This is a genomic window from Thiocapsa sp. C2-2m, from assembly GCF_041903745.1.
Taxonomy (GTDB): Bacteria; Pseudomonadota; Gammaproteobacteria; order Chromatiales; family Chromatiaceae; genus Thiocapsa; species Thiocapsa roseilacustris.
Window position 1 is genome coordinate 24,397 of record NZ_JBBWVD010000036.1, and the last position, 19,188, is coordinate 43,584.

16 protein-coding genes and 1 riboswitch are annotated in these 19,188 nt (G+C 63.4%); of the genes, 10 read left to right on the plus strand and 6 right to left on the minus strand.

The window, feature by feature from the left end; translation table 11 throughout:
* Positions 1–123 precede the first annotated feature (123 nt).
* The 5 genes from nifT to AADX97_RS23005 all read left to right on the plus strand — a co-directional run bounded on the left by nifT (position 124) and on the right by AADX97_RS23005 (position 2,750).
* Positions 124–342, plus strand: coding sequence for a putative nitrogen fixation protein NifT (gene nifT / locus AADX97_RS22985; RefSeq protein WP_374233023.1), 219 nt, complete (start codon positions 124–126; stop codon positions 340–342).
* Positions 343–356: 14 nt separating this feature from the next.
* The gene (locus tag AADX97_RS22990) at positions 357–557 is read left to right on the plus strand and encodes a 4Fe-4S binding protein (protein ID WP_374233021.1); all 201 of its coding nucleotides are present in this window, start codon (positions 357–359) and stop codon (positions 555–557) included.
* 374 nt (positions 558–931) lie between these two features.
* The gene (locus AADX97_RS22995; protein WP_374233019.1) at positions 932–1,639 is read left to right on the plus strand and encodes a dinitrogenase iron-molybdenum cofactor biosynthesis protein; all 708 of its coding nucleotides are present in this window, start codon (positions 932–934) and stop codon (positions 1,637–1,639) included.
* On the plus strand, positions 1,636–1,905 hold the full coding sequence (locus tag AADX97_RS23000; protein WP_374233017.1) for a DUF6129 family protein: 270 nt from the start codon (positions 1,636–1,638) through the stop codon (positions 1,903–1,905). The genes AADX97_RS22995 and AADX97_RS23000 overlap by 4 nt, the downstream gene beginning before the upstream one ends.
* A 524-nt stretch (positions 1,906–2,429) precedes the next feature.
* Positions 2,430–2,750, plus strand: coding sequence for a hypothetical protein (locus tag AADX97_RS23005; RefSeq protein ID WP_374233016.1), 321 nt, complete (start codon positions 2,430–2,432; stop codon positions 2,748–2,750).
* 173 nt (positions 2,751–2,923) lie between these two features.
* On the opposite strand, the gene AADX97_RS23010 is transcribed toward AADX97_RS23005, so the two are convergent.
* The 6 genes from AADX97_RS23010 to metK all read right to left on the minus strand — a co-directional run bounded on the left by AADX97_RS23010 (position 2,924) and on the right by metK (position 11,864).
* Positions 2,924–5,122: a sodium-translocating pyrophosphatase gene (locus tag AADX97_RS23010; protein WP_374233014.1), complete on the minus strand. Its 2,199-nt coding sequence runs from the start codon at positions 5,120–5,122 to the stop codon at positions 2,924–2,926.
* 98 nt (positions 5,123–5,220) lie between these two features.
* Positions 5,221–6,000: a hypothetical protein gene (locus tag AADX97_RS23015; protein ID WP_374233012.1), complete on the minus strand. Its 780-nt coding sequence runs from the start codon at positions 5,998–6,000 to the stop codon at positions 5,221–5,223.
* Positions 6,001–6,323: 323 nt separating this feature from the next.
* A complete protein-coding gene (locus tag AADX97_RS23020; protein ID WP_374233010.1) occupies positions 6,324–6,740 on the minus strand; it encodes a sulfur globule family protein in 417 nt (138 codons plus the stop codon).
* Positions 6,741–7,561: 821 nt separating this feature from the next.
* Positions 7,562–8,425 (minus strand): methylenetetrahydrofolate reductase [NAD(P)H], encoded by an 864-nt coding sequence (metF, locus tag AADX97_RS23025; RefSeq protein ID WP_374233008.1) that lies wholly within the window; start codon positions 8,423–8,425, stop codon positions 7,562–7,564.
* Positions 8,426–8,939: 514 nt separating this feature from the next.
* Positions 8,940–10,346: an adenosylhomocysteinase gene (ahcY, locus tag AADX97_RS23030; protein WP_374233006.1), complete on the minus strand. Its 1,407-nt coding sequence runs from the start codon at positions 10,344–10,346 to the stop codon at positions 8,940–8,942.
* A 21-nt stretch (positions 10,347–10,367) separates the two neighbouring features.
* A riboswitch (S-adenosyl-L-homocysteine riboswitch) is annotated at positions 10,368–10,453 on the minus strand.
* 220 nt (positions 10,454–10,673) lie between these two features.
* Positions 10,674–11,864, minus strand: coding sequence for a methionine adenosyltransferase (metK, locus tag AADX97_RS23035; protein WP_374233004.1), 1,191 nt, complete (start codon positions 11,862–11,864; stop codon positions 10,674–10,676).
* Positions 11,865–12,084: 220 nt separating this feature from the next.
* Here metK and AADX97_RS23040 point away from each other — a divergent pair, with 220 nt between their 5' ends.
* The 5 genes from AADX97_RS23040 (at position 12,085) to pyk (ending at position 19,168) form a co-directional block, all read left to right on the plus strand.
* Positions 12,085–12,642 carry a thioredoxin family protein gene (locus AADX97_RS23040; protein WP_374233001.1) on the plus strand — a complete coding sequence of 186 codons (558 nt, stop codon included), beginning with the start codon at positions 12,085–12,087 and terminating at the stop codon, positions 12,640–12,642.
* 349 nt (positions 12,643–12,991) lie between these two features.
* Complete coding sequence (gene tkt / locus AADX97_RS23045; RefSeq protein ID WP_374233000.1) at positions 12,992–14,998, plus strand: transketolase; 2,007 nt, start codon at positions 12,992–12,994, stop codon at positions 14,996–14,998.
* A 204-nt stretch (positions 14,999–15,202) separates the two neighbouring features.
* A complete protein-coding gene (gene gap, locus AADX97_RS23050) occupies positions 15,203–16,204 on the plus strand; it encodes a type I glyceraldehyde-3-phosphate dehydrogenase (RefSeq protein ID WP_374232999.1) in 1,002 nt (333 codons plus the stop codon).
* A gap of 244 nt (positions 16,205–16,448) precedes the next feature.
* Positions 16,449–17,630 (plus strand): phosphoglycerate kinase, encoded by a 1,182-nt coding sequence (locus AADX97_RS23055; protein ID WP_374233063.1) that lies wholly within the window; start codon positions 16,449–16,451, stop codon positions 17,628–17,630.
* 95 nt (positions 17,631–17,725) lie between these two features.
* Entirely contained in the window at positions 17,726–19,168 is a 1,443-nt protein-coding gene (gene pyk, locus AADX97_RS23060) for a pyruvate kinase (protein ID WP_374232997.1), read from the plus strand.
* Positions 19,169–19,188 lie beyond the last annotated feature (20 nt).

Below are 19,188 nucleotides of genomic sequence, written 5' to 3' on the forward strand. Positions count from 1 at the left end.
AGCTGAGAGCTGATAGCTGAGAGCTGATAGCTGATAGCTGATAGCTGATAGCTGATAGCTCACCAACCGTTCCCGGCCGACCGCTCGGCAGACCCACTCAAGACGACAAGAGGCAACCCACTGATGCCCAACGTGATGATTCGTAAAAACGACGCGGGAGACCTGCTCTTCTACGTCGCGAAGAAGGACATGGAGGAGACGATTGCCTCCGTTGAGCTGGATGACGCCGAACATTGGGGCGGCGAGGTGGAGCTGACGGACGGGTCGCGCTGGTACATCGAACCCATCAGCCCGCCCCCCGCATTTCCGACCACGCTGCGCTTCAAGCGCGGCGACGATTAATCAGGAGAACCGACATGGCGCTAAAGATTGTCCGTGAACTCTGCACGGCTTGCGGAGACTGCGAGCCATTATGCCCGACCCAGTCCATTTCGGCGTGGAAAGGCGTCTTCCGTATCGATGCCGGCACCTGTAGCGAGTGCGAGGGCGACGGCGAGCCTGGCGTACCGCAGTGTCTCGATGCCTGCATGGAAGAGGACTGCATCGTCCCGGCTTGAACCGCGTTTGGCGTGACAGGAACGTAGGATGGGTAGAGCGCAGCGAAACCCATCCTCCAGACTCCTGTGTCGGCAGATCCGAACCTGATCGGTTCGGTGCTGCAGATGATCTGCGAGTTTGGGTGGCGAGCGGATGGGTTTCGCTGTGCTCTACCCATCCTGCGGTTAGGCGATTTCCGCAAAACTCCATACCGTAGGTTGTGCTGACGATAGGAGGCACAACTTGCGCCGACGGTTGGTTGTGCCTCGCACGGCTCGGCACAACCTACGCCAATGGTATAAGGGTTCCCGGAATTCGCCTTAAGCTTTGGCGCGGTCGTGTTGTGCTCATCGCTCGCGGCCGGCTTCATTACGAATAGGTTGAGTCCACTCCGATGTCAAACGACACGCTTACCGACGATATCGCCCTGCGCATCGGCCTGGCCGCCCGCACCCTGCCCGATCCGGATCCGGCGCGCTTGATTCGCGTCCTCGCCGACGCCGTAGGCCTGCCCCCGACGGCAACCACGTTGGACGCCTTGCGGGTGAAGGATCTCAAGCAGGCCGCCGACGGCGAGCTGGCCGATCTCGATGCGGATCTGCTCAAGTCCATGCTGGCCATCCTCAAGGGCGAGACCGGTGAAGCGGCCGCCCCGGCTCCGCCGATCGAGCCCTATGCCGAGGGCGACATGCCGGGCTCGGTTCGGGTCGCCTGTGCATCGAACGGCGGAGATGAGCTCGACGGGCACTTCGGGGCTGCACGGCATTTCCTGGTCTACCAGGTGTCGGCGGACGAGGTCCGTCTGATCGATGTGCGCGAGGTCGACGAGTCCGGCACGGCCGAGGACAAGAATGGCCAACGCGCCGCACTGATCGCCGATTGTCAGGTGCTCTACGTAGCCTCAATCGGCGGACCGGCGGCGGCCAAGGTCGTAAAGGCCGATATCCACCCCATCAAGGACGCGGCCGGCGGGAGCGCGCGTGAGCGCATGATCGCCCTGCAGCGTATTCTCGGCGAGAAGGCACCGCCTTGGCTGGCCAAGGCAATGGGACAGGCGCCCGAGGAGCGCGTCCGGTTCATCCGATCGGAGGATGCGGCATGATCGCTGAGGATCGTCTCGACCAGATCACGGAGGTGGTGCGCCGCGCAGGTCTCAATGCGGAGACCATCGGCGCCTTGCGCGAGGCGTTCGCGGATGTCCACTTCACCCAGTGCAGCGATGACGACATCGGGGGCGGGAAGCCGGTGCGTAGCGCCGACGGCTTCAACCTCTACCTGGTGGATGGACGAGAACACTGTCTCGTCTTGACCGACGACCCGGCGAACGCGACCGGCGTCGTCCTTGCCCAGATCGAGGAGGAGGATTGACCGGCGCGATACCGGGCCGCATCCTCCTCGCATCATGTTGATCAGACTCGGGTTGGCAGGCAATGGGCAAGCGATCGGGCAAGTGCTGCAAGCGATACAAGACGGCCAAAGCCTGTAAGAAGTGTCCGCGCAAAGGGTCGAGATCCTAGCCGAAAGACACCCCGCAGCCCGGCCTCTCTCCATGCACGATGCCGAACGCACTCGTGCCGCGCCTACCCTGTCTCCTTCGGTGGTAAAATCCGCCCGCTCCGGGGCCGGACATCATCCTTGCCGGTAGTGATGCCGTCCAAACCGGAATCGATCCTCGCGACACGCGATACCGAGCGCAAGTGGGTTTTTCGGCCAGCAGGATGCGTCCCGCGCTCGTCGGGACAAGGCGCGCCGACGAGGCGTAGCGGTCACTCCAGCGAGGTGGCGCAACGCCCGCCCGGCGTGCGCGCGACCTGTAATGCGGCGAAAAACCCACGTGCGCTCGGTCTATTCATTTCGCCCGGCTTGGGCGATCAATCTGGCGGAGAAGCCCCATGAAATGCGCAATGTTGGTGACCGGCAACGGTCCGATCGTGATCGTCACCTCGTACGACTCACTCGAGAATCCCGACCTGCTCGATCGTCTGAAGGACAAAGGCATCCCGAAATTCCTGGCTTACGAGATACCGATGGAGCTGGCCCAAGAGCGTTACAAAGGTCATTTCGAGAAGGTCATGAACGGATTTACCGAGTCGGACAGCCTCCGGGTGCTCGACCACAACGGACATCGCGCCTTCAATCTCTTCACCTGGGCGGAGCTCGGCACACCCCTCGCCCATGAGAGCCCGCTCGACGACCTTTATCACCAGCACTGAGGCGATTTCCGGGACATCCGTATCCCGACTGCACATCCCCGCAAGACCGAAGGGGCGACTGTAGGGGCGGCTGTAGGGGCGGCTGTAGGGGCGGCTGTAGGGGCGACTTAAGTCGCCCCTACAGCCTGGTCGTTCCCTTCCGAAATCACCTGGTCAGCTCTCCCGCATCGGGCTCAGAGCAAGCTGTAGGTCACGGTCACCCCGGCCATGACGATAGCCATGATGCTCATCAGCTTGACCAGGATGTTCAGGCTCGGTCCGGAGGTATCCTTGAAGGGATCGCCGACGGTATCGCCAATCACGGATGCCCGGTGTGCGCGCGAGTTCTTGCCGCCGTGATAGCCGGACTCGATGTACTTCTTGGCGTTATCCCAAGCGCCGCCCGCATTGGAAAGAAAGACCGCAAGCACGAAGCCGCTCGCAAGCCCCCCCATCAGCAGCCCGATGACGCCCGCGACACCCAGCACCAGGCCCACCACGACGGGCGCGATGACCGCCAACAGGGCCGGCAGCACCATCTCGCGTTGCGCACCGACGGTGGAGATGGCGACACAGCGCTCGTAGTCCGGCTGCGACGTCCCCTGGAGGATGCCCGGATCTTCGCGAAACTGCCGGCGCACCTCTTCGACCATCATGATGGCCGCGCGCCCGACCGCCTGCACCGTCAAGCCACTGAAGACAAAGGCGACCATCGAGCCAATCAGCAGGCCCACGAGGACTGTCGGGTTGAGCAGGGTCACGTTGAAGAAGGTCATGAAATCGGTCAGGGTCGCCTGCGCCGTCGCGACGGTCGCGCCGTTGCCGAGCGTCAAGACCGTCTGCCCGACATTCACCAGCTCGATGCGGATCACCTCGATATAGGAGGCGATGAGTGCGAGTGCGGTCAGGGCGGCGGAGCCGATCGCGAACCCCTTGCCGGTCGCCGCCGTCGTGTTGCCGAGCGAATCCAGCGCATCGGTACGCGCCCGCACCTCGGCGCCCAGCCCGCTCATCTCGGCGTTGCCTCCGGCATTATCGGCGATCGGCCCATAGGCATCGCTGGCGAGCGTGATACCTAGCGTGGAGAGCATCCCGACCGCCGCGATGGCCACGCCGTAGAGGCCGAGGTTCATCTGGGTAAGATCGAACCCGGACGCGAAGAGGAAGGCCAACATGGTCCCCGTGCCGACCGCCAAGACCGGGATGGCGGTCGAAAGCATACCGACGCCAACACCCGCAATGATGAGGGTCGCCGGTCCGCCTTCGGCCTGGGCCGCGATCAGCCGGGTCGGCCCGTAGCTCGGCGAGGTGGAATACTCGGTCGAGCGGCCGACGATGATGCCCGTGACCAAGCCGGCCACCACCGCACCCCAGATCCCCCAGACGTTCGGGATGCCGAGCAGCAGCAGCAACCCTGCGGAGGCCACGACGATCATGAGCGCACTGGCGTTGATGCCACGCGAGAGCGATGCGAGCAGATCCTTTTGGGTCGCACCCTCCTTGGTCTTGACCAGATAAACCCCGACGATCGACAGCAGGATGCCGATGCCGGCAATGGCGATGGGGGCAACCACGGCCTTCATCTGAAGCGATGGGTCCAGGACATAGGCGGCTGCGCCCAATGCGGAGGCCGCGAGGATGGCACCGCAGTAGGACTCGAACAGATCCGCACCCATACCGGCGACGTCGCCCACGTTGTCCCCGACGTTATCCGCGATCACGGCCGGATTGCGTGGATCGTCCTCCGGGATGCCGGACTCGACCTTACCGACCAGGTCGGCACCTACATCCGCCGCCTTGGTGAAGATACCGCCGCCGACACGCGCGAACATGGCCTGCATCGAAGCACCCACGCCGAAGGTCAGGATGGTGGTGGTCACCAGCACCATGCGGACCCCTTCACCCGCCGCGCTGCCGGGAATCAGCAGGTCGGCCAGGATGAACCAGACAACGATGTTGCCGAGCCCGAGCCCGACCACAACGAGCCCCATGACGGCACCGCTTCGGAAGGCGATCTTCAGCGCATCCGGGAGCGAGGTGCGGGCGGCCGCGGCCGTACGCGTGGAGGCACGGGTCGCGGTCTGCATACCAAAATAGCCGGCGAGCGCCGAGAAAAAGCCTCCGAAGACGAAGGTGAAGGGCAGCCAGGGGTTCTGAACCTGGTAGTAGTAAGCGAGGACGCCGAAGACGATGGTCAGGACCGCAAACACCAAGAACATGATCTTGTACTGCTGGCGCAGATACGCCATGGCGCCATGGCGCACATGGTCGCCGATCTCCTGCATCAACGCGGTTCCCTGGTCCTGCCGGAGCATCTCCTTGAAAAACTTCCGGGCATAGATCATCGCCAACAGCGCGGCGATCGGTGCGATCCAAAAGACAGGCTCGTTCATGGGTATTCCAATGGACGTGGGAGGCCAAAAGGACCCGCCGCCGGAGATGCGTCGGGCAGAACCTGAGCTCAGGACTCAGGAGGACCGAGGACCGCGGATCACTCAAGCCCGGTTACCTGGGCCGAGCGCCACCAGCCCCGATGAAGATTCTCGAGCTCCTCGAGATCCGGGAAGCGGTAGAAGGCAAAGTCGGTCTGATCGCCGACGTAGAAGCCGCCTTGGACCATGCGGTAGAGCACGCCTTCCTTGACCTGCTTCAACACCAGCTTGCTCGGTTTGGTGTCGTTGTGTTTCAGCTCGTAGAGCACGTCGCGCAGATGGGCGAGGTTCGGATACGGAAGATCGTCGGCCGCACCATTCTCGGGATCGGTCGCGAGCGCGCCGAGGCGAAGCTCGGAGAACACGAGACGAGGCACATGGACCGTGTGCGACGGATCCGTGATGGCGTCGCAGAACTCGTGCGGCTCCGAGCGACTGGCGACCATCGGGGTGATGGGACAGAACTCTTGATAGAGATGCAGTCGACCGGCGGGCTCGGGGAGATAGACCGAGCGCGGCAGCTCAAGCGTTTTGCCGTCGTTCGTCACCAGATAGAGGCTACCGAGCGCGGAGACGGGGATACGCGACAAAACGCGATAGATCGAGAGATAGACCGAGCGTTTCGGGGCGCCGTCCGGCTGCGTAATGCAGCGCTCGTCCATCAGATGAAACGGAAAATCCTCGGAGCGAAACGCCGGGTCGACCTCGAAGAAGATCGCCTCGCCTTTGACATGAGCCTTGGAGCCGACCGCGTAGTAGCTGCCGAATGCCTCCGGCTCAAGCATCGACGCGATCAGTGCCTGCGGGATCAGTGAGAGATACAGATGCTTTTCAGCCATGCCGAGCCTCGCCTTGATGTGCCCGGATGTCCGACCGGACCCGGTGTTCCTCAATTATCACCATAAACGCAGGTAATGTGGAGCGCAGATCGGAGGCAGAGGTCGAGCGGACGGGCTAAGCGCACGGAGATGGATCGAAACCGCCGACAATGACATTCGGGAGAGCGAGGGATGTTCGAAGCGAGAATCGGGCGGGAATGCCGAGACGACTCGGGGACGGGTCGTCGGAGACAGGTCATGTAAGCTGGGGGTTGGATACATCCCTGTATCCAAGTCGACTCGAAGCTCGGCTTGGACGAGCCCCTTAGACGACTACATCATCCTCATTGCGCGGGAGCAGCCTGAGGCGCCATCGGGGCAGGCATTGCGCCGCCGTAAGGTGCGCCGTAACCGGGCGCGCCATAAGGGGCGCCGTAGCCAGGCGCGCCGTAGGGGGCACCGTAGCCGTAAGGCGCACCGTAGCCATAACCGTCGCCGTAGCCATAACCGCGACCATAGCCACGGCCCTGACCACGCCCGTAGGAACGGCCGCTCCCACTCATGTTCATGTTGAAGTCGCCGGTGCCGTCACCGAACATGTCGCCGAAGTTGTCCATCATACCGCTGCCGTAGCCGGGGCCGCCGCCATAGCCGCCGGGACCGCCGTAGCCCGGGCCACCCCACCAAGCGCTGGCCGAGAAGGAAGCACCGGCCAAAGCGACAACGGCTGCGAGCCCTGCAAACTTGATCGTTTTATTCATGTTCGTCCAACCTCTAATCAGGAAACGTTGAGCGCGGGCGTGCCCGCAATGGGGTCTCCGAAGCCGGGGATGCTGTTGTCTCCGGCTGCGGGCTTGATGTGGAGCCGGCGACCGAACCCTGTCGGGGTCGGACTGGGCTCCGAAATGAACCGTGTCTAGGCGCAAACAGCCGACCGGCGCGATTTGCCGTGTTGCACAAATCCGAGCAGAAAGGGAGGTTGCGGGCTTGACGGCCCATCGGAGTAACGGCTGACCCTGCGAAGAAGCCGGGCCGCTCATTACCGGTAGAAGCGGATCGAGTATAGGGGTCGATGGCGTGCGGACGCAACGTATTAAACGGCACCGAGCAGGTCGACCGTGCCTTGATCCAAGTCCGCCGGACGATACCGGCGAGCCCTTTCTTGAACGAACGCAAGACGCTACCGCGGACGCCTTCGAGCTGAAACAGGAGCTTCCATCACGAAGAGGACTCATCTCACAACCGGCAACCCGACATGATTCCGAGCGACAAACCTTATTTATTACGTTGGTTAGAGTGGCGTCCGTCCGGAAGGATGGCCGCGTTCGTAGTGCGGCCATAGCCGCACTTGGCGCAGAGCGCCGCGGGGCTTGCGTGACACCGCGGAGTGATGTCACGAGTCCTTGAAAGATCGGGTGGTCGACCTCGCTGACGGGGCCGGAAGAAGCATGATCGATGCGCTGCGGATTCGCCCGAATCCATTGCTCGGGAGTCCTGCTTCGGCCCACGGATGCGGACGTCCGCGCACCGTCGTCGCCTCGCATCCGGAGAGTCCTCGGCGCCGCCCCGGTCGCGGGCAAGCTCAGACGGGGACCGGAAGTGCGAGCTCCTTCCACAGCCGCAGCGTCGGACCCGATTGGTTCATCGTATAGAAGTGCAGACCCGGCGCACCACCGTCGATCAGGCGGCGACAGAGGTTGAGGATGACCTCGTGCCCGAACGCACGCAGACTTCCCACGTCGTCGCCGTAGGCTTCGAGTCGGCGCCGGACCCAACGTGGGATCTCGGCGCCGCAGGCGTCGGAGAAGCGCGCGAGCTGCGTGAAGTTGGTGATGGGCATGATGCCGGGGATGACCGGCAGGGTGACGCCGACCCGACTGCAACTTTCGACGAAGGCAAAGTAGGCATCCGGGTTGTAGAAATACTGGGTGATGGCGGCATCCGCGCCGGCCTCGACCTTGCGCTTGAAGTTGGCGAGATCGCGCTCGGGGCTGCCGGATTGCGGGTGATACTCGGGATAGGCCGCGACCTCGATCTTGAAGGTATCTCCGAATTCGTCGCGGATAAAGGTGACGAGCTCGTTGGCATAACGGAAATCACCACCGGTGCCTCCGCCCATGCCGGACGGAAGATCCCCTCGCAAGGCCACCAGACGTCGGATCCCCTGCTCGCGGTAACGACCAACGATCTCGCGGATCTCGGCCCGTGCCGAGCCTACACAGGCAATGTGCGGGGCGGTCTCGATGTCGTGCCCACGCAGCCAGTCGACGGTCTCGAATGTGCGGTCGCGCGTCGACCCTCCGGCGCCGTAGGTTACCGAGAAGTAGCCCGGCGAGACGCTGTTGAGCTGCGCGATCTCGAGCTTGAGCTTCTCCATCCCCTCCGGGGTCTTGGGCGGGAAAAGCTCGACGCTGTAGGTCGGGGTTTGGTGTGATTGGAGCGGCATGGCTTTAGAGCCTCCAGCCTCCGGCCTCCAGCCTCCAGCGCGGCGCTCGACACGCGATCAGTGGCTTCGATCCGGCGGCGAATGGGTTGAGATGGGCGGCGGCGCGGCAGGCATCGAACGCCAACCGGCCGATCCGCGCAGAGGGAGCGGAACGCCCGATACAGGCGTGCCCACGGCGAGCGGTGTCACGAGCAGATCCAGGCATCGCCGACAGGCACCATTGCCGTCTTCGATCCACCGGGCATGAACCCTAGGCGGCTGAAGCCGACGCGATCCAAGCCCCTTCTTCAGAGACTTAGGCGAATTCCGGAAACCTTCACGCCAAGGGCGTAGGTTGTGCCGAGCCGTGCGAGGCACAACCAACCGTAGGCGCAAGTTGTGCCTCCTATCGTCAGCACAACCTACGGGTATGGAAGTTTGCAGAAATCGCTTTAAACCGCGCCAGTTCCAACGCCCAGAAGTGCCAGCGAGATCGCGAAACCCGCAAACCTCGCAGGATCGCGACGGGCGCGGTTCAATACCTGTAGTTCTCGGCCTTGTAGGGCCCCTCGACCGCCACGCCGATATAGTCGGCCTGCGCCTTCGACAGGGTCGTCAGCTTCGCGCCGATCTTACCCAGATGCAGACGTGCGACGTCCTCGTCGAGATGCTTGGGCAGCACATAGACGCCGACCGGATACTCCTCGGGCTTGGTGAAGATCTCGATCTGAGCCAGCACCTGATTAGTGAAGCTCGCGGACATCACGAAGCTCGGATGCCCGGTCGCACAACCCAGGTTGACCAGCCGTCCTTCGGCCAGCAGGGTGATGCGATGCCCGTCCGGGAAGATGATCTGATCGACCTGCGGCTTGATGTTGACCCACTCATATTGCTTGAGCGCGTAGACCTGGATCTCGTTGTCGAAGTGACCGATGTTGCAGACGATCGCCTGGTCCTTCATGGCGGCCATGTGATCGTGGGTGATGATGTCGGTATTGCCGGTGGCGCTGACGAAGATGTCGACCATCCCGGCCACGTCCTCGATCGTGACGACGCGATACCCCTCCATCGCCGCCTGAAGTGCACAGATGGGATCGACCTCGGTGATCCAGACCGTCGCACCCAGCCCGCGCAGCGATGCCGCGGAGCCCTTGCCGACGTCGCCGAAACCGCAAACCAAAGCGATCTTGCCGGCGATCATGACATCGGTCGCGCGCTTGATGGCGTCGACCAGCGACTCACGACAGCCATAAAGATTGTCGAACTTCGACTTGGTGACCGAGTCGTTGACGTTCATCGCCGGGAACAGCAGCTGCCCGTCACGATGCATTTGATACAGACGCTTAACACCGGTGGTCGTTTCCTCGGTCACGCCGCGGATACCCTCGGCAATACCGTGCCAATGCTTGGGGTTGCGCGCAAAGGTGCGCGCGAGCAGACCCAGGATGGACTGCCACTCCTCGTTGTCGTCGGCCTTGGGTGCAGGGATGGCCCCGGCCTTCTCGTACTCCACACCCTTGTGCACGATCAGTGTGGCATCGCCGCCGTCGTCCAAGATCATGTTCGGGCCGCCGCCGTCGGGCCAGTTCAGGACCTGCTCGGTGCACCACCAATACTCATCCAGCGTCTCACCCTTCCAGGCAAAGACCGGGATCCCGGCCGCGGCGATCGCGGCGGCCGCGTGATCCTGTGTCGAGAAGATGTTGCAGGAGCACCAGCGGATCTCGGCACCGAGCGCGACCAGCGTCTCGATCAGCACGGCGGTCTGGATGGTCATGTGCAGACTGCCGGTGATGCGCGCTCCGGCAAGGGGCTTGCTCGTGCCAAACTGCTCGCGCAGGGCCATCAGGCCCGGCATCTCGGTCTCGGCGATATCCATCTCTTTGCGACCGAAATCGGCCAGGGAGATGTCGGCAACTTTGTAGTCGGTAAACTCACTCATGGTTATCAGTTCCTGATCAAACGTGAGTGAGCGCCGTTGTCGTGTCGACCCCGCCACCGAGCCTGGCCAGGGCTCCGAAGGCCCGGGTCGCAACGCTCCTCGGCAGCGAGGTGTTTTGTTAAGGGTTCGGGGTTCGGGGTTCGGCATTGAGGTTACTTGACCCTGCTCCCTAAACGCTAATCCCTGCACCCCTAACCCTGCACCCCGAACCCTAATCCCTGCACCCTGCACCCTGCACCCTGCACCCTGCACCCTGCACCCTGCACCCCGAACCCTAATCCCTGCACCCTGCACCCCGAACCCTGCACCCCGAACCCTGAACCCTCTTTAAATCCCCGCCGCCTCCCGCAGCATCTCGGCCTTGTCCGTTCGCTCCCAGGTAAAGCCCGGCTCCGAACGCCCGAAGTGTCCGTAGGCCGCCGTGTCGCGGTACTTGATCAGGTCGCGGTTGGTAAGGTCCAACATCCGGGTAATGCCGTAGGGGCGCAGATCGAAGTGCGCGCGGATCAACTCGATGATGCGATGCTCGCTGATGCTTGCAGTGCCGAAGGTATCGATCGACAGAGACGTCGGCTCGGCGACGCCGATCGCATAGGACACCTGAACCTCGCACTTCTCGGCAAGACCCGCAGCGACGATGTTCTTGGCGACGTAACGACCGGCGTACGCGGCAGAGCGGTCGACCTTCGAGGGATCCTTGCCGGAGAAGGCGCCTCCGCCGTGGCGAGCCATGCCGCCGTAGGTGTCGACAATGATTTTGCGTCCGGTCAGGCCGCAGTCACCGACCGGGCCGCCGATGATGAACTGGCCGGTCGGGTTGATGTGGTATTTGGTGGCGCCGGTCATCCAACCGGTGCCACCGAGCACGGGCTTGATGATCTCCTCCATCACCGCCTCGTGCAGCACGCCTTGGGTAACCTCCGGGCTGTGCTGGGTCGAGAGCACCACGGCCTCCACGGCAGCCGGCTTCCCGTCGAGATAACGGAAGGTGACCTGCGATTTTGCGTCCGGACGCAGCCAGGGCAAGGTACCGTTCTTGCGGACCTCGGCCTGACGCTTGACCAGGCGGTGCGCATAGTCGATCGCCGCCGGCATGAGCTGGTCGGTCTCGTTCGTGGCGTAGCCGAACATCATGCCTTGGTCGCCCGCGCCCTGGGACTCCTCGCTCTCGCGGTCGACGCCTTGATTGATATCCTTGGATTGCTCGCCGAGCGCAACCAGCACACCGCAGGTTTGCCCGTCGAAACCGACCTCGGAGCCGTTGTAGCCAATGTCGGTGACGACCTTGCGCACGACGCTCTCGTAGTCGATCTTGAGGTTATCGTCCGTGAGCGTGATCTCGCCGGCCAGCACCACGAACCCGGTCTTGACCAGCGTCTCGCAAGCGACGCGCGCCTTGGCGTGATTCGGATCGCGACGGAAGATCTCGTCGAGCACGGCGTCGGAGATCTGGTCCGCCATCTTGTCCGGGTGGCCCTCGGAGACGGATTCGGAGGTGAAGATATAGTCCTTACTCATAGGTCGATGGCCTGCCTTTTGCCCCAAGAGGTGCGTGTCTGGATCCGATATGATAGCGATTCGACGCGAAACCGCAAAATCGACCCGCGGGTTGAAGGCGGGTTGCGCGTCCGCGCGCTGCTCGGGCGGCGCATCGCAGCAAAGGATTTTGAAACCGGCCACCTTCCGGTAACATGCGGGCACTTCCGAACCGACCTAAGCGTTTACTCGGAGATCTCTGATGGCATCGGTTGAAACCCCCGTTTGCGACTTCGGGCGCGCCGCCCCGGATTTCGCCCTCCCCGGCACCGACGGCAAGATCTGGACGCGCGACGCTTGCGCAGGCGAGCGCGGCTTGCTCGTCATGTTCATCTGCAACCACTGCCCTTACGTGAAGGCGGTGCGCGAGCGCATCGTTCGGGATGCAGGCGACCTGATGGCCATCGGCATCGGCTGCGTCGCCGTCATGTCCAACGACACCCGTGATTATCCGGAAGACTCCTTCGAGAACATGCAACGGATCGCCGAGGCGCTGAGCTTCCCCTTCCCCTATCTGCTCGACGACGCCCAAGCGGCCGCCAAGGCGTACGGCGCGGTCTGCACGCCCGACTTTTTCGGCTACAACACGGCGCTTGCGCTCCAGTACCGCGGACGCCTCGATGCCAGCCGCAAGGAGACGGCCCCGGAAGGCACTGCACGCGACCTCTACACGGCGATGTCGCAGGTCGCACGCACCGGCGAGGGTCCGGCGGAACAGATCCCGAGCGTCGGTTGCTCCATCAAGTGGAAGACGGCGTGATCGCTGACCGAGCGTCGCGTCGAGAAAATACCATCGAAAATCCTGGTCATTTCCTCGCGCAATTCTTAATATTAGGAACTGATAACTTCCTTTTTGACGGTATAAGTTTGTTTTGATTTGCCGTTCGACGCTCTTCGTCCACAATGACCGACCTTCGCAGGGGTTTCGATCCGGCCAACGCGTTGGCACACGCGAGGCGTCGCCGTGATCGCTTCGGCCGCTATCCTTGCACACTGCATTCCGACGCCGTGCCATCTTCCGTCATGCGCTCGACGCCGATCGAATCGGCGTTTGCGATACGCGGCACGCTCGACCGATTGACCATTGCTTCAGAACTTAGGAGGGACTGATGTCCTCACGTAAAGATCTTGCCAATGCCGTACGAGCGCTCGCGATGGATGCGGTCCAAAAAGCCAATTCGGGTCACCCGGGCGCGCCGATGGGCATGGCCGATATCGCCGAGGTGCTCTGGAACGACTTCATGACGCACAATCCGTCGAACCCGAGCTGGCCCGACCGGGACCGCTTCGTGTTGTCGAACGGGCACGGCTCGATGCTGATCTACGCCCTACTTCACCTCACGGGGTATGAGCTCGGCATCGAGGATATCAAGCAGTTCCGTCAACTTCACTCCCGGACCCCCGGACATCCCGAATACGGCTATGCCCCAGGCGTGGAAACCACCACTGGCCCGCTCGGTCAGGGCATCACCAATGCCGTCGGCATGGCCCTGGCGGAGAAGGCGCTGGCCGCGCAGTTCAACAAGCCCGGCCACGACATCGTCGACCATTTCACCTATGTCTTCCTCGGCGACGGCTGCCTGATGGAAGGCATCTCGCACGAGGCATGCTCCCTGGCCGGCGCCCTGGGCCTGGGCAAGCTGATCGCGGTCTACGACGACAACAACATCTCGATCGACGGCGAGGTCCGCGGTCACGGCGACACCCCGGCCTGGTTCCTCGACAACACGCCTAAGCGCTTCGAAGCCTATGGCTGGCATGTCATCCCCAAGGTCGACGGGCATGACCCGGAGGCCGTGAAGGCCGCCATCGAGGCCGCCCGCGAGATCACCGACCGCCCGAGCCTGATCTGCTGCCAGACCATCATCGGTTACGGCTCTCCGAATAAGCAGGGCAAGGAAGAATGCCACGGCGCGGCGCTCGGCGAGGATGAGATTGCCTTGACCCGCGAGGCGCTGGGCTGGAACCATCCGCCCTTCGTGATCCCGGACGCCGTCTATCAGGGCTGGGACGCCAAGGAGCGCGGCGCCGCGGCCGAGTCTGCGTGGAACGACCGTTTTGCTGCTTACGCCGCGAAATTCCCGACCGAGGCCGCCGAGCTCAAGCGCCGCATGGCCGGTGATCTGCCGAGCGACTGGGCCGCACAGTCGGATGCCTTCATCGCCGCCGTCGTGGAGAAGGGCGAGACGATCGCCTCGCGCAAGGCCTCGCAGAACGCCCTGAACGGCTTCGGCCCGCTGCTGCCGGAGCTGCTCGGCGGCTCGGCGGACCTCGCCGGCTCCAATCTGACCCTGTGGAAGGGCTGCAAGGGCATCGGCAAGGGCGACGCGCCAGGCAACTATGTCTACTACGGCGTGCGCGAATTCGGCATGTCGGCCATCATGAACGGCATCGCACTGCACGGCGGATTCGTGCCCTACGGCGCCACCTTCCTGATGTTCTCCGAGTACGCCCGCAATGCGTTGCGCATGGCGGCGCTGATGAAGATCCAGTCGATCTTCGTCTACACCCACGACTCCATCGGCCTTGGCGAGGACGGCCCGACCCACCAGCCGGTCGAGCAGATCCCGACGCTGCGCATGATCCCGAACATGAGCGTCTGGCGCCCCTGCGACGCGGTCGAATCCGCCGTGTCCTGGAAGCTGGCGATCGAGCGGCGGACCGGCCCGAGCTGCCTGATCTTCTCGCGGCAAAACCTCGCGCACATGAGCCGCACGCCAGAGCAGATCGCCGCCATTGCGCGCGGCGCCTATGTCCTGCGCGACTGTGACGGCACCCCGGATGCGATCATCATCGCCACGGGCTCCGAGGTCGAGCTGGCCATGAAGGCCGCCGAGGCGATGTCGGACAAAGCGGTCCGCGTGGTGTCGATGCCGTCGACCGACGCCTTCGACGCGCAGGATGCCGCCTATCGAGAGTCTGTTTTGCCCAAGGCTGTCACCGCGCGGGTCGCGGTCGAGGCAGCGGTCACGGACGGCTGGTGGAAGTATGTCGGTCACCAAGGCGCAATCCTCGGTGTCGACCGGTTCGGTGAATCGGCGCCTGCCGGCCCGCTCTTCAAGGAGTTCGGGTTCACGGTCGAGAATCTGGTCGCCAAGGTCCGGGGCGTGCTCTGATTTGACCGGCTGTCTCGCGCATGGGCCGCCTGACGATCACTCGTCCGGCGGCCAGCGCTGCGCCATCTCAGCCGGTCGGCGCAGCAGTCCGCACGCCGATCACGCGTTTGTTTTGGGCTCGCGCCTTGGGTCTCCCGACCATCCGGCGTCGGGAAACCGAGGATCGAGCACCGAAGGTTTTTTCGTTAAGAGGAGTTTCTATCAATGACACTTAAAGTCGGCATCAATGGTTTCGGTCGTATCGGTCGTATGGCGTTTCGCGCAATCGCGAAGGATTTCCCCGGAATCGAGGTCGTCGCCATCAACGACCTGCTCGACCCCGAGTATCTGGCCTACATGCTGAAATACGACTCCGTCCATGGCAATTTCAAAGGCGACATTGCCGTCGACGGCAACACCATGATCGTCAATGGCAAGAGCATCCGTCTGACCGCCGAGCGCGATCCGGCCAACCTGAAGTGGGGCGAGGTCGGCGCCGAGCTGGTGATCGAATGCACCGGCTTCTTCCTCGACGACGCCTCCTGCCGCAAGCACATCGAGGCAGGCGCCAAGAAGGTCGTGCAAAGCGCGCCCTCCAAGGACGCGACCCCGATGTTCGTCTACGGCGTCAACCACAAGACCTACGCCGGTCAGGAGATCATCTCCGCCGCGTCCTGCACCACCAACTGTTTGGCGCCGGTCGCCAAGGTGCTGCACGACAACTGGGGCATCAAGCGCGGTCTGATGACCACGGTGCACGCCGCCACCGCGACCCAGAAGACGGTCGACGGCCCCTCCATGAAGGACTGGCGCGGCGGTCGCGGCATCCTGGAGAACATCATCCCGTCATCCACCGGCGCCGCCAAAGCGGCCGGCAAGGTGCTGCCCGAGCTCAACGGCAAGCTGACCGGCATGGCCTTCCGCGTGCCGACCTCCGACGTCTCCGTGGTCGACCTGACCGTCGAGCTGACCAAAGAGGCCACGTATGCGGACATCTGCGCGGCCATGAAGAAGGCGTCCGAGTCCGGCGATCTGGCCGGCGTGCTGGGCTACACCGATGAGAAGGTGGTCTCCACCGATTTCCGCGGCTGCCCCACGCCCTCGGTCTTCGACTCCGAAGCCGGTATCGCGCTGGACCCGACCTTCGTGAAGGTCGTCGCCTGGTACGACAACGAGTACGGCTACACCTGCAACATGTTGCGCATGGTGGAGCACGTTTCGAAGTAGTCCGAGGACGCGCTCGCGAGGCGTGATGATGTCGGGAGCGCGGGCGTTTCGCCCGCGCGACCCTGCTCAATGATCGGTGATTGACCCAAGCGAGCCGAGGAGGCACGACCCAAAGGAGCTCAAGCGTCGATACGTGATTGACGACGAGAATCGCAAGGTGGCCGTACAGATCGACGAGAGTTTTCAGGCAAGGCACACCTTGGTCCTGAACGCTTTCCATCTCATTCAATACAGAGGCTTCACCATGTCTTTCATCAAGCTCACCGATCTTGATCTCGCCGGGAAGCGGGTGCTGATCCGCTCCGACCTCAATGTCCCGGTCAAGGGCGGCAAGGTCACCTCCGATGCGCGCATCACCGCCTCCATGCCGACCTTCGAGCATTGTATGAAGGCCGGTGCCAAAGTGATGGTGATGTCGCACCTGGGTCGCCCCGAGGAAGGCGTCTTCTCCGAAGCCGACTCGCTCAAGCCCGTCGCGGATGCCATGAGTGCGAAGCTCGGCCGCGAGGTGCGGGTGGTGCGTGATTATCTCGACCAGACCCCCGAGGTCGCCGACGGCGAGCTGGTGCTGCTGGAGAACGTCCGCTTCAACAAGGGTGAAGGCAAGGACAACGCAGACTTGGCCAAGCAGTACGCCGCGCTCTGCGACGTCTTCGTCATGGACGCCTTCGGCACCGCCCATCGCGCCCAGGCCTCCACGCACGGTGTCGGCCAACAGGCGCCGGTCGCCTGCGCGGGACTGCTGCTCGCCGAGGAGCTCGACGCGCTCCAGAAGGCACTCGCCGCACCGGCGCGCCCGATGGTCGCCATCGTCGGCGGCTCCAAGGTCTCGACCAAGCTGACCGTTCTGGAGGCCCTGTCTGAAAAGGTCGATCAGCTCGTGGTCGGCGGCGGCATCGCCAACACCTTCCTCGCGGCAGCCGGGTATCCGGTCGGCAAATCGCTGTGCGAGCATGACCTGATCCCCACCGCCAAGGCACTGATGGAGAAGATGACGGCGCGCGGCGCGAGCATTCCGATCGCGGTCGACGTGGTCTGCGGCAAGAAGTTCGACGAGAACGAGCCGGCGGTCACCAAGGACGTCGCGGATGTCACCGAAGAAGACATGATCTTCGATATCGGCCCGAAATCGGCGCAGGAGCTTGCTGATGTCATCGCCAAGGCCGGAACCATTGTCTGGAACGGCCCGGTCGGCGTGTTCGAGTTCGATCAGTTCGGGAGCGGCACCAAGACGGTCTCCATGGCCATCGCGGAGGCGCCGGGCTTCAGCCTGGCCGGCGGCGGCGACACCATTGCGGCCATCCAAAAGTACGACATCTACGACAAGGTCTCCTATATCTCAACCGCCGGAGGCGCCTTCCTGGAGTACCTGGAAGGCAAGACGCTTCCTGCGGTAGCCATGCTCGAGGCCCGGGCGAAGGACTGATCAGCGCAACCCGCCACCGGCCCCGGCGCCCAGCCTCCGGCGATTCGCTCGGCGGCCTGGGCTGAAGGCCGGAGGCGGGAGGCCAGAGGCAACACATGCCAAGACGCACGAAGATCGTCGCCACACTCGGCCCCGCAACCGACCCGGTCTCGGTGATGGACGAGATCATCGCGGCCGGGGTGGATGTCGTTCGCCTCAACCTGTCCCATGATACCCACGACCGACATCGCGAGCGTGCAGCCCGGATCCGAGAGCGCGCCGCCGCCGCCGGACGCGAGATCGCGCTTCTCATGGATCTGCAGGGACCCAAGATCCGCATCGGCAAGTTCGCCGACGGCCCGATTCTGCTGGTGCGGGGCGATGCCTTCGCCATCGACGCCGACTGCCCTCTGGATGCCGGTGACCGCAATCGGGTCGGGACCACCTACCCCGAGCTGGTCGAGGATGTCCGTCACGGCGACACGCTCCTGCTCGATGACGGCGCGATCGAGCTGTGGGTGGAAGCGGTCGACGGCGGGCGAATCAACTGTAAGGTGGTCGTCGGCGGCGCGCTATCCAACAACAAGGGCATCAACAAGAAAGGCGGCGGCCTGTCGGCCCCGGCGCTCACCGAGAAGGACCAGGACGACATCCGTTTCGCGGCCGAGATCGATGCCGACTATCTGGCGGTATCTTTCGTGCGCAACGGCGATGATGTCCGGCTGGCCCGAGAGCTCTTCTACGAGGCCGGCGGTCACGGCGGCATCGTCGCCAAGATCGAGCGCGCCGAGTCACTCCGTGCGATCGACGACATCATCAACGCGGCAGACGTCATCATGGTCGCGCGTGGAGACCTGGGTGTGGAGATCGGCGACGCGGAGCTGCCGGCTGCTCAGAAGAATCTGATCAACCGCGCTCGCGAGCTGAACAGCGTGGTCATCACCGCGACCCAGATGATGCAGTCCATGATCGAAAACCCCATCCCGACGCGGGCCGAGGTCTTCGATGTCGCCAATGCCGTCCTCGACGGCACGGATGCGGTCATGCTCTCGGCCGAGAGCTCGATCGGGAAAAACCCGGCCAAGGTGGTCGAGGCGTTGGACCGCATCTGTCTCGAGGCGGAAAAGCATGTTACGCGCTCGGGTCACCGCATCGATTCGGTCTTCGGCCGAGTCGACGAGGCCATCGCCATGGCCGCCATGTACACGGCCAATCACCTGGGCGTGAAGGCGATCGCCGCCTTGACCGAGACCGGCTCTACGGTGAAATGGATGTCGCGCATCCGCTCCGGGATCCCGATCTACGCCATCACCCGATCTGCTCCAACCCGGCGAAAAGTCCGGGTTCTCCGCGGTGTCTATCCGGTAAGCTTCGATGTGGCCAGCACGGACATCCACGAGGTGAATCGCGAGGTGATCGAGGAGCTGATGCGCCGCGGGACGGTCCGCGACGGTGACCTGGTGATCATCACCAAGGGCGATCGCTCGGGAGTCGAAGGCCAAACGAATATCTTGAAAATCATGCGGGTCGGCGAGCACAAGCTCCTGACGAAAGACTGAGCCAGCGATCCTTGCTGCTT

Bases quoted from the DNA above. Each gene is read 5' to 3' on its own strand.
- nifT (WP_374233023.1), top strand. From the start codon at position 124: ATGCCCAACGTGATGATTCGTAAAAACGACGCGGGAGACCTGCTCTTC.
- AADX97_RS22990 (WP_374233021.1), top strand. From the start codon at position 357: ATGGCGCTAAAGATTGTCCGTGAACTCTGCACGGCTTGCGGAGACTGC.
- AADX97_RS22995 (WP_374233019.1), top strand. From the start codon at position 932: ATGTCAAACGACACGCTTACCGACGATATCGCCCTGCGCATCGGCCTG.
- AADX97_RS23000 (WP_374233017.1), top strand. From the start codon at position 1,636: ATGATCGCTGAGGATCGTCTCGACCAGATCACGGAGGTGGTGCGCCGC.
- AADX97_RS23005 (WP_374233016.1), top strand. From the start codon at position 2,430: ATGAAATGCGCAATGTTGGTGACCGGCAACGGTCCGATCGTGATCGTC.
- AADX97_RS23010 (WP_374233014.1), bottom strand. From the start codon at position 5,122: ATGAACGAGCCTGTCTTTTGGATCGCACCGATCGCCGCGCTGTTGGCG.
- AADX97_RS23015 (WP_374233012.1), bottom strand. From the start codon at position 6,000: ATGGCTGAAAAGCATCTGTATCTCTCACTGATCCCGCAGGCACTGATC.
- AADX97_RS23020 (WP_374233010.1), bottom strand. From the start codon at position 6,740: ATGAATAAAACGATCAAGTTTGCAGGGCTCGCAGCCGTTGTCGCTTTG.
- metF (WP_374233008.1), bottom strand. From the start codon at position 8,425: ATGCCGCTCCAATCACACCAAACCCCGACCTACAGCGTCGAGCTTTTC.
- ahcY (WP_374233006.1), bottom strand. From the start codon at position 10,346: ATGAGTGAGTTTACCGACTACAAAGTTGCCGACATCTCCCTGGCCGAT.
- metK (WP_374233004.1), bottom strand. From the start codon at position 11,864: ATGAGTAAGGACTATATCTTCACCTCCGAATCCGTCTCCGAGGGCCAC.
- AADX97_RS23040 (WP_374233001.1), top strand. From the start codon at position 12,085: ATGGCATCGGTTGAAACCCCCGTTTGCGACTTCGGGCGCGCCGCCCCG.
- tkt (WP_374233000.1), top strand. From the start codon at position 12,992: ATGTCCTCACGTAAAGATCTTGCCAATGCCGTACGAGCGCTCGCGATG.
- gap (WP_374232999.1), top strand. From the start codon at position 15,203: ATGACACTTAAAGTCGGCATCAATGGTTTCGGTCGTATCGGTCGTATG.
- AADX97_RS23055 (WP_374233063.1), top strand. From the start codon at position 16,449: ATGTCTTTCATCAAGCTCACCGATCTTGATCTCGCCGGGAAGCGGGTG.
- pyk (WP_374232997.1), top strand. From the start codon at position 17,726: ATGCCAAGACGCACGAAGATCGTCGCCACACTCGGCCCCGCAACCGAC.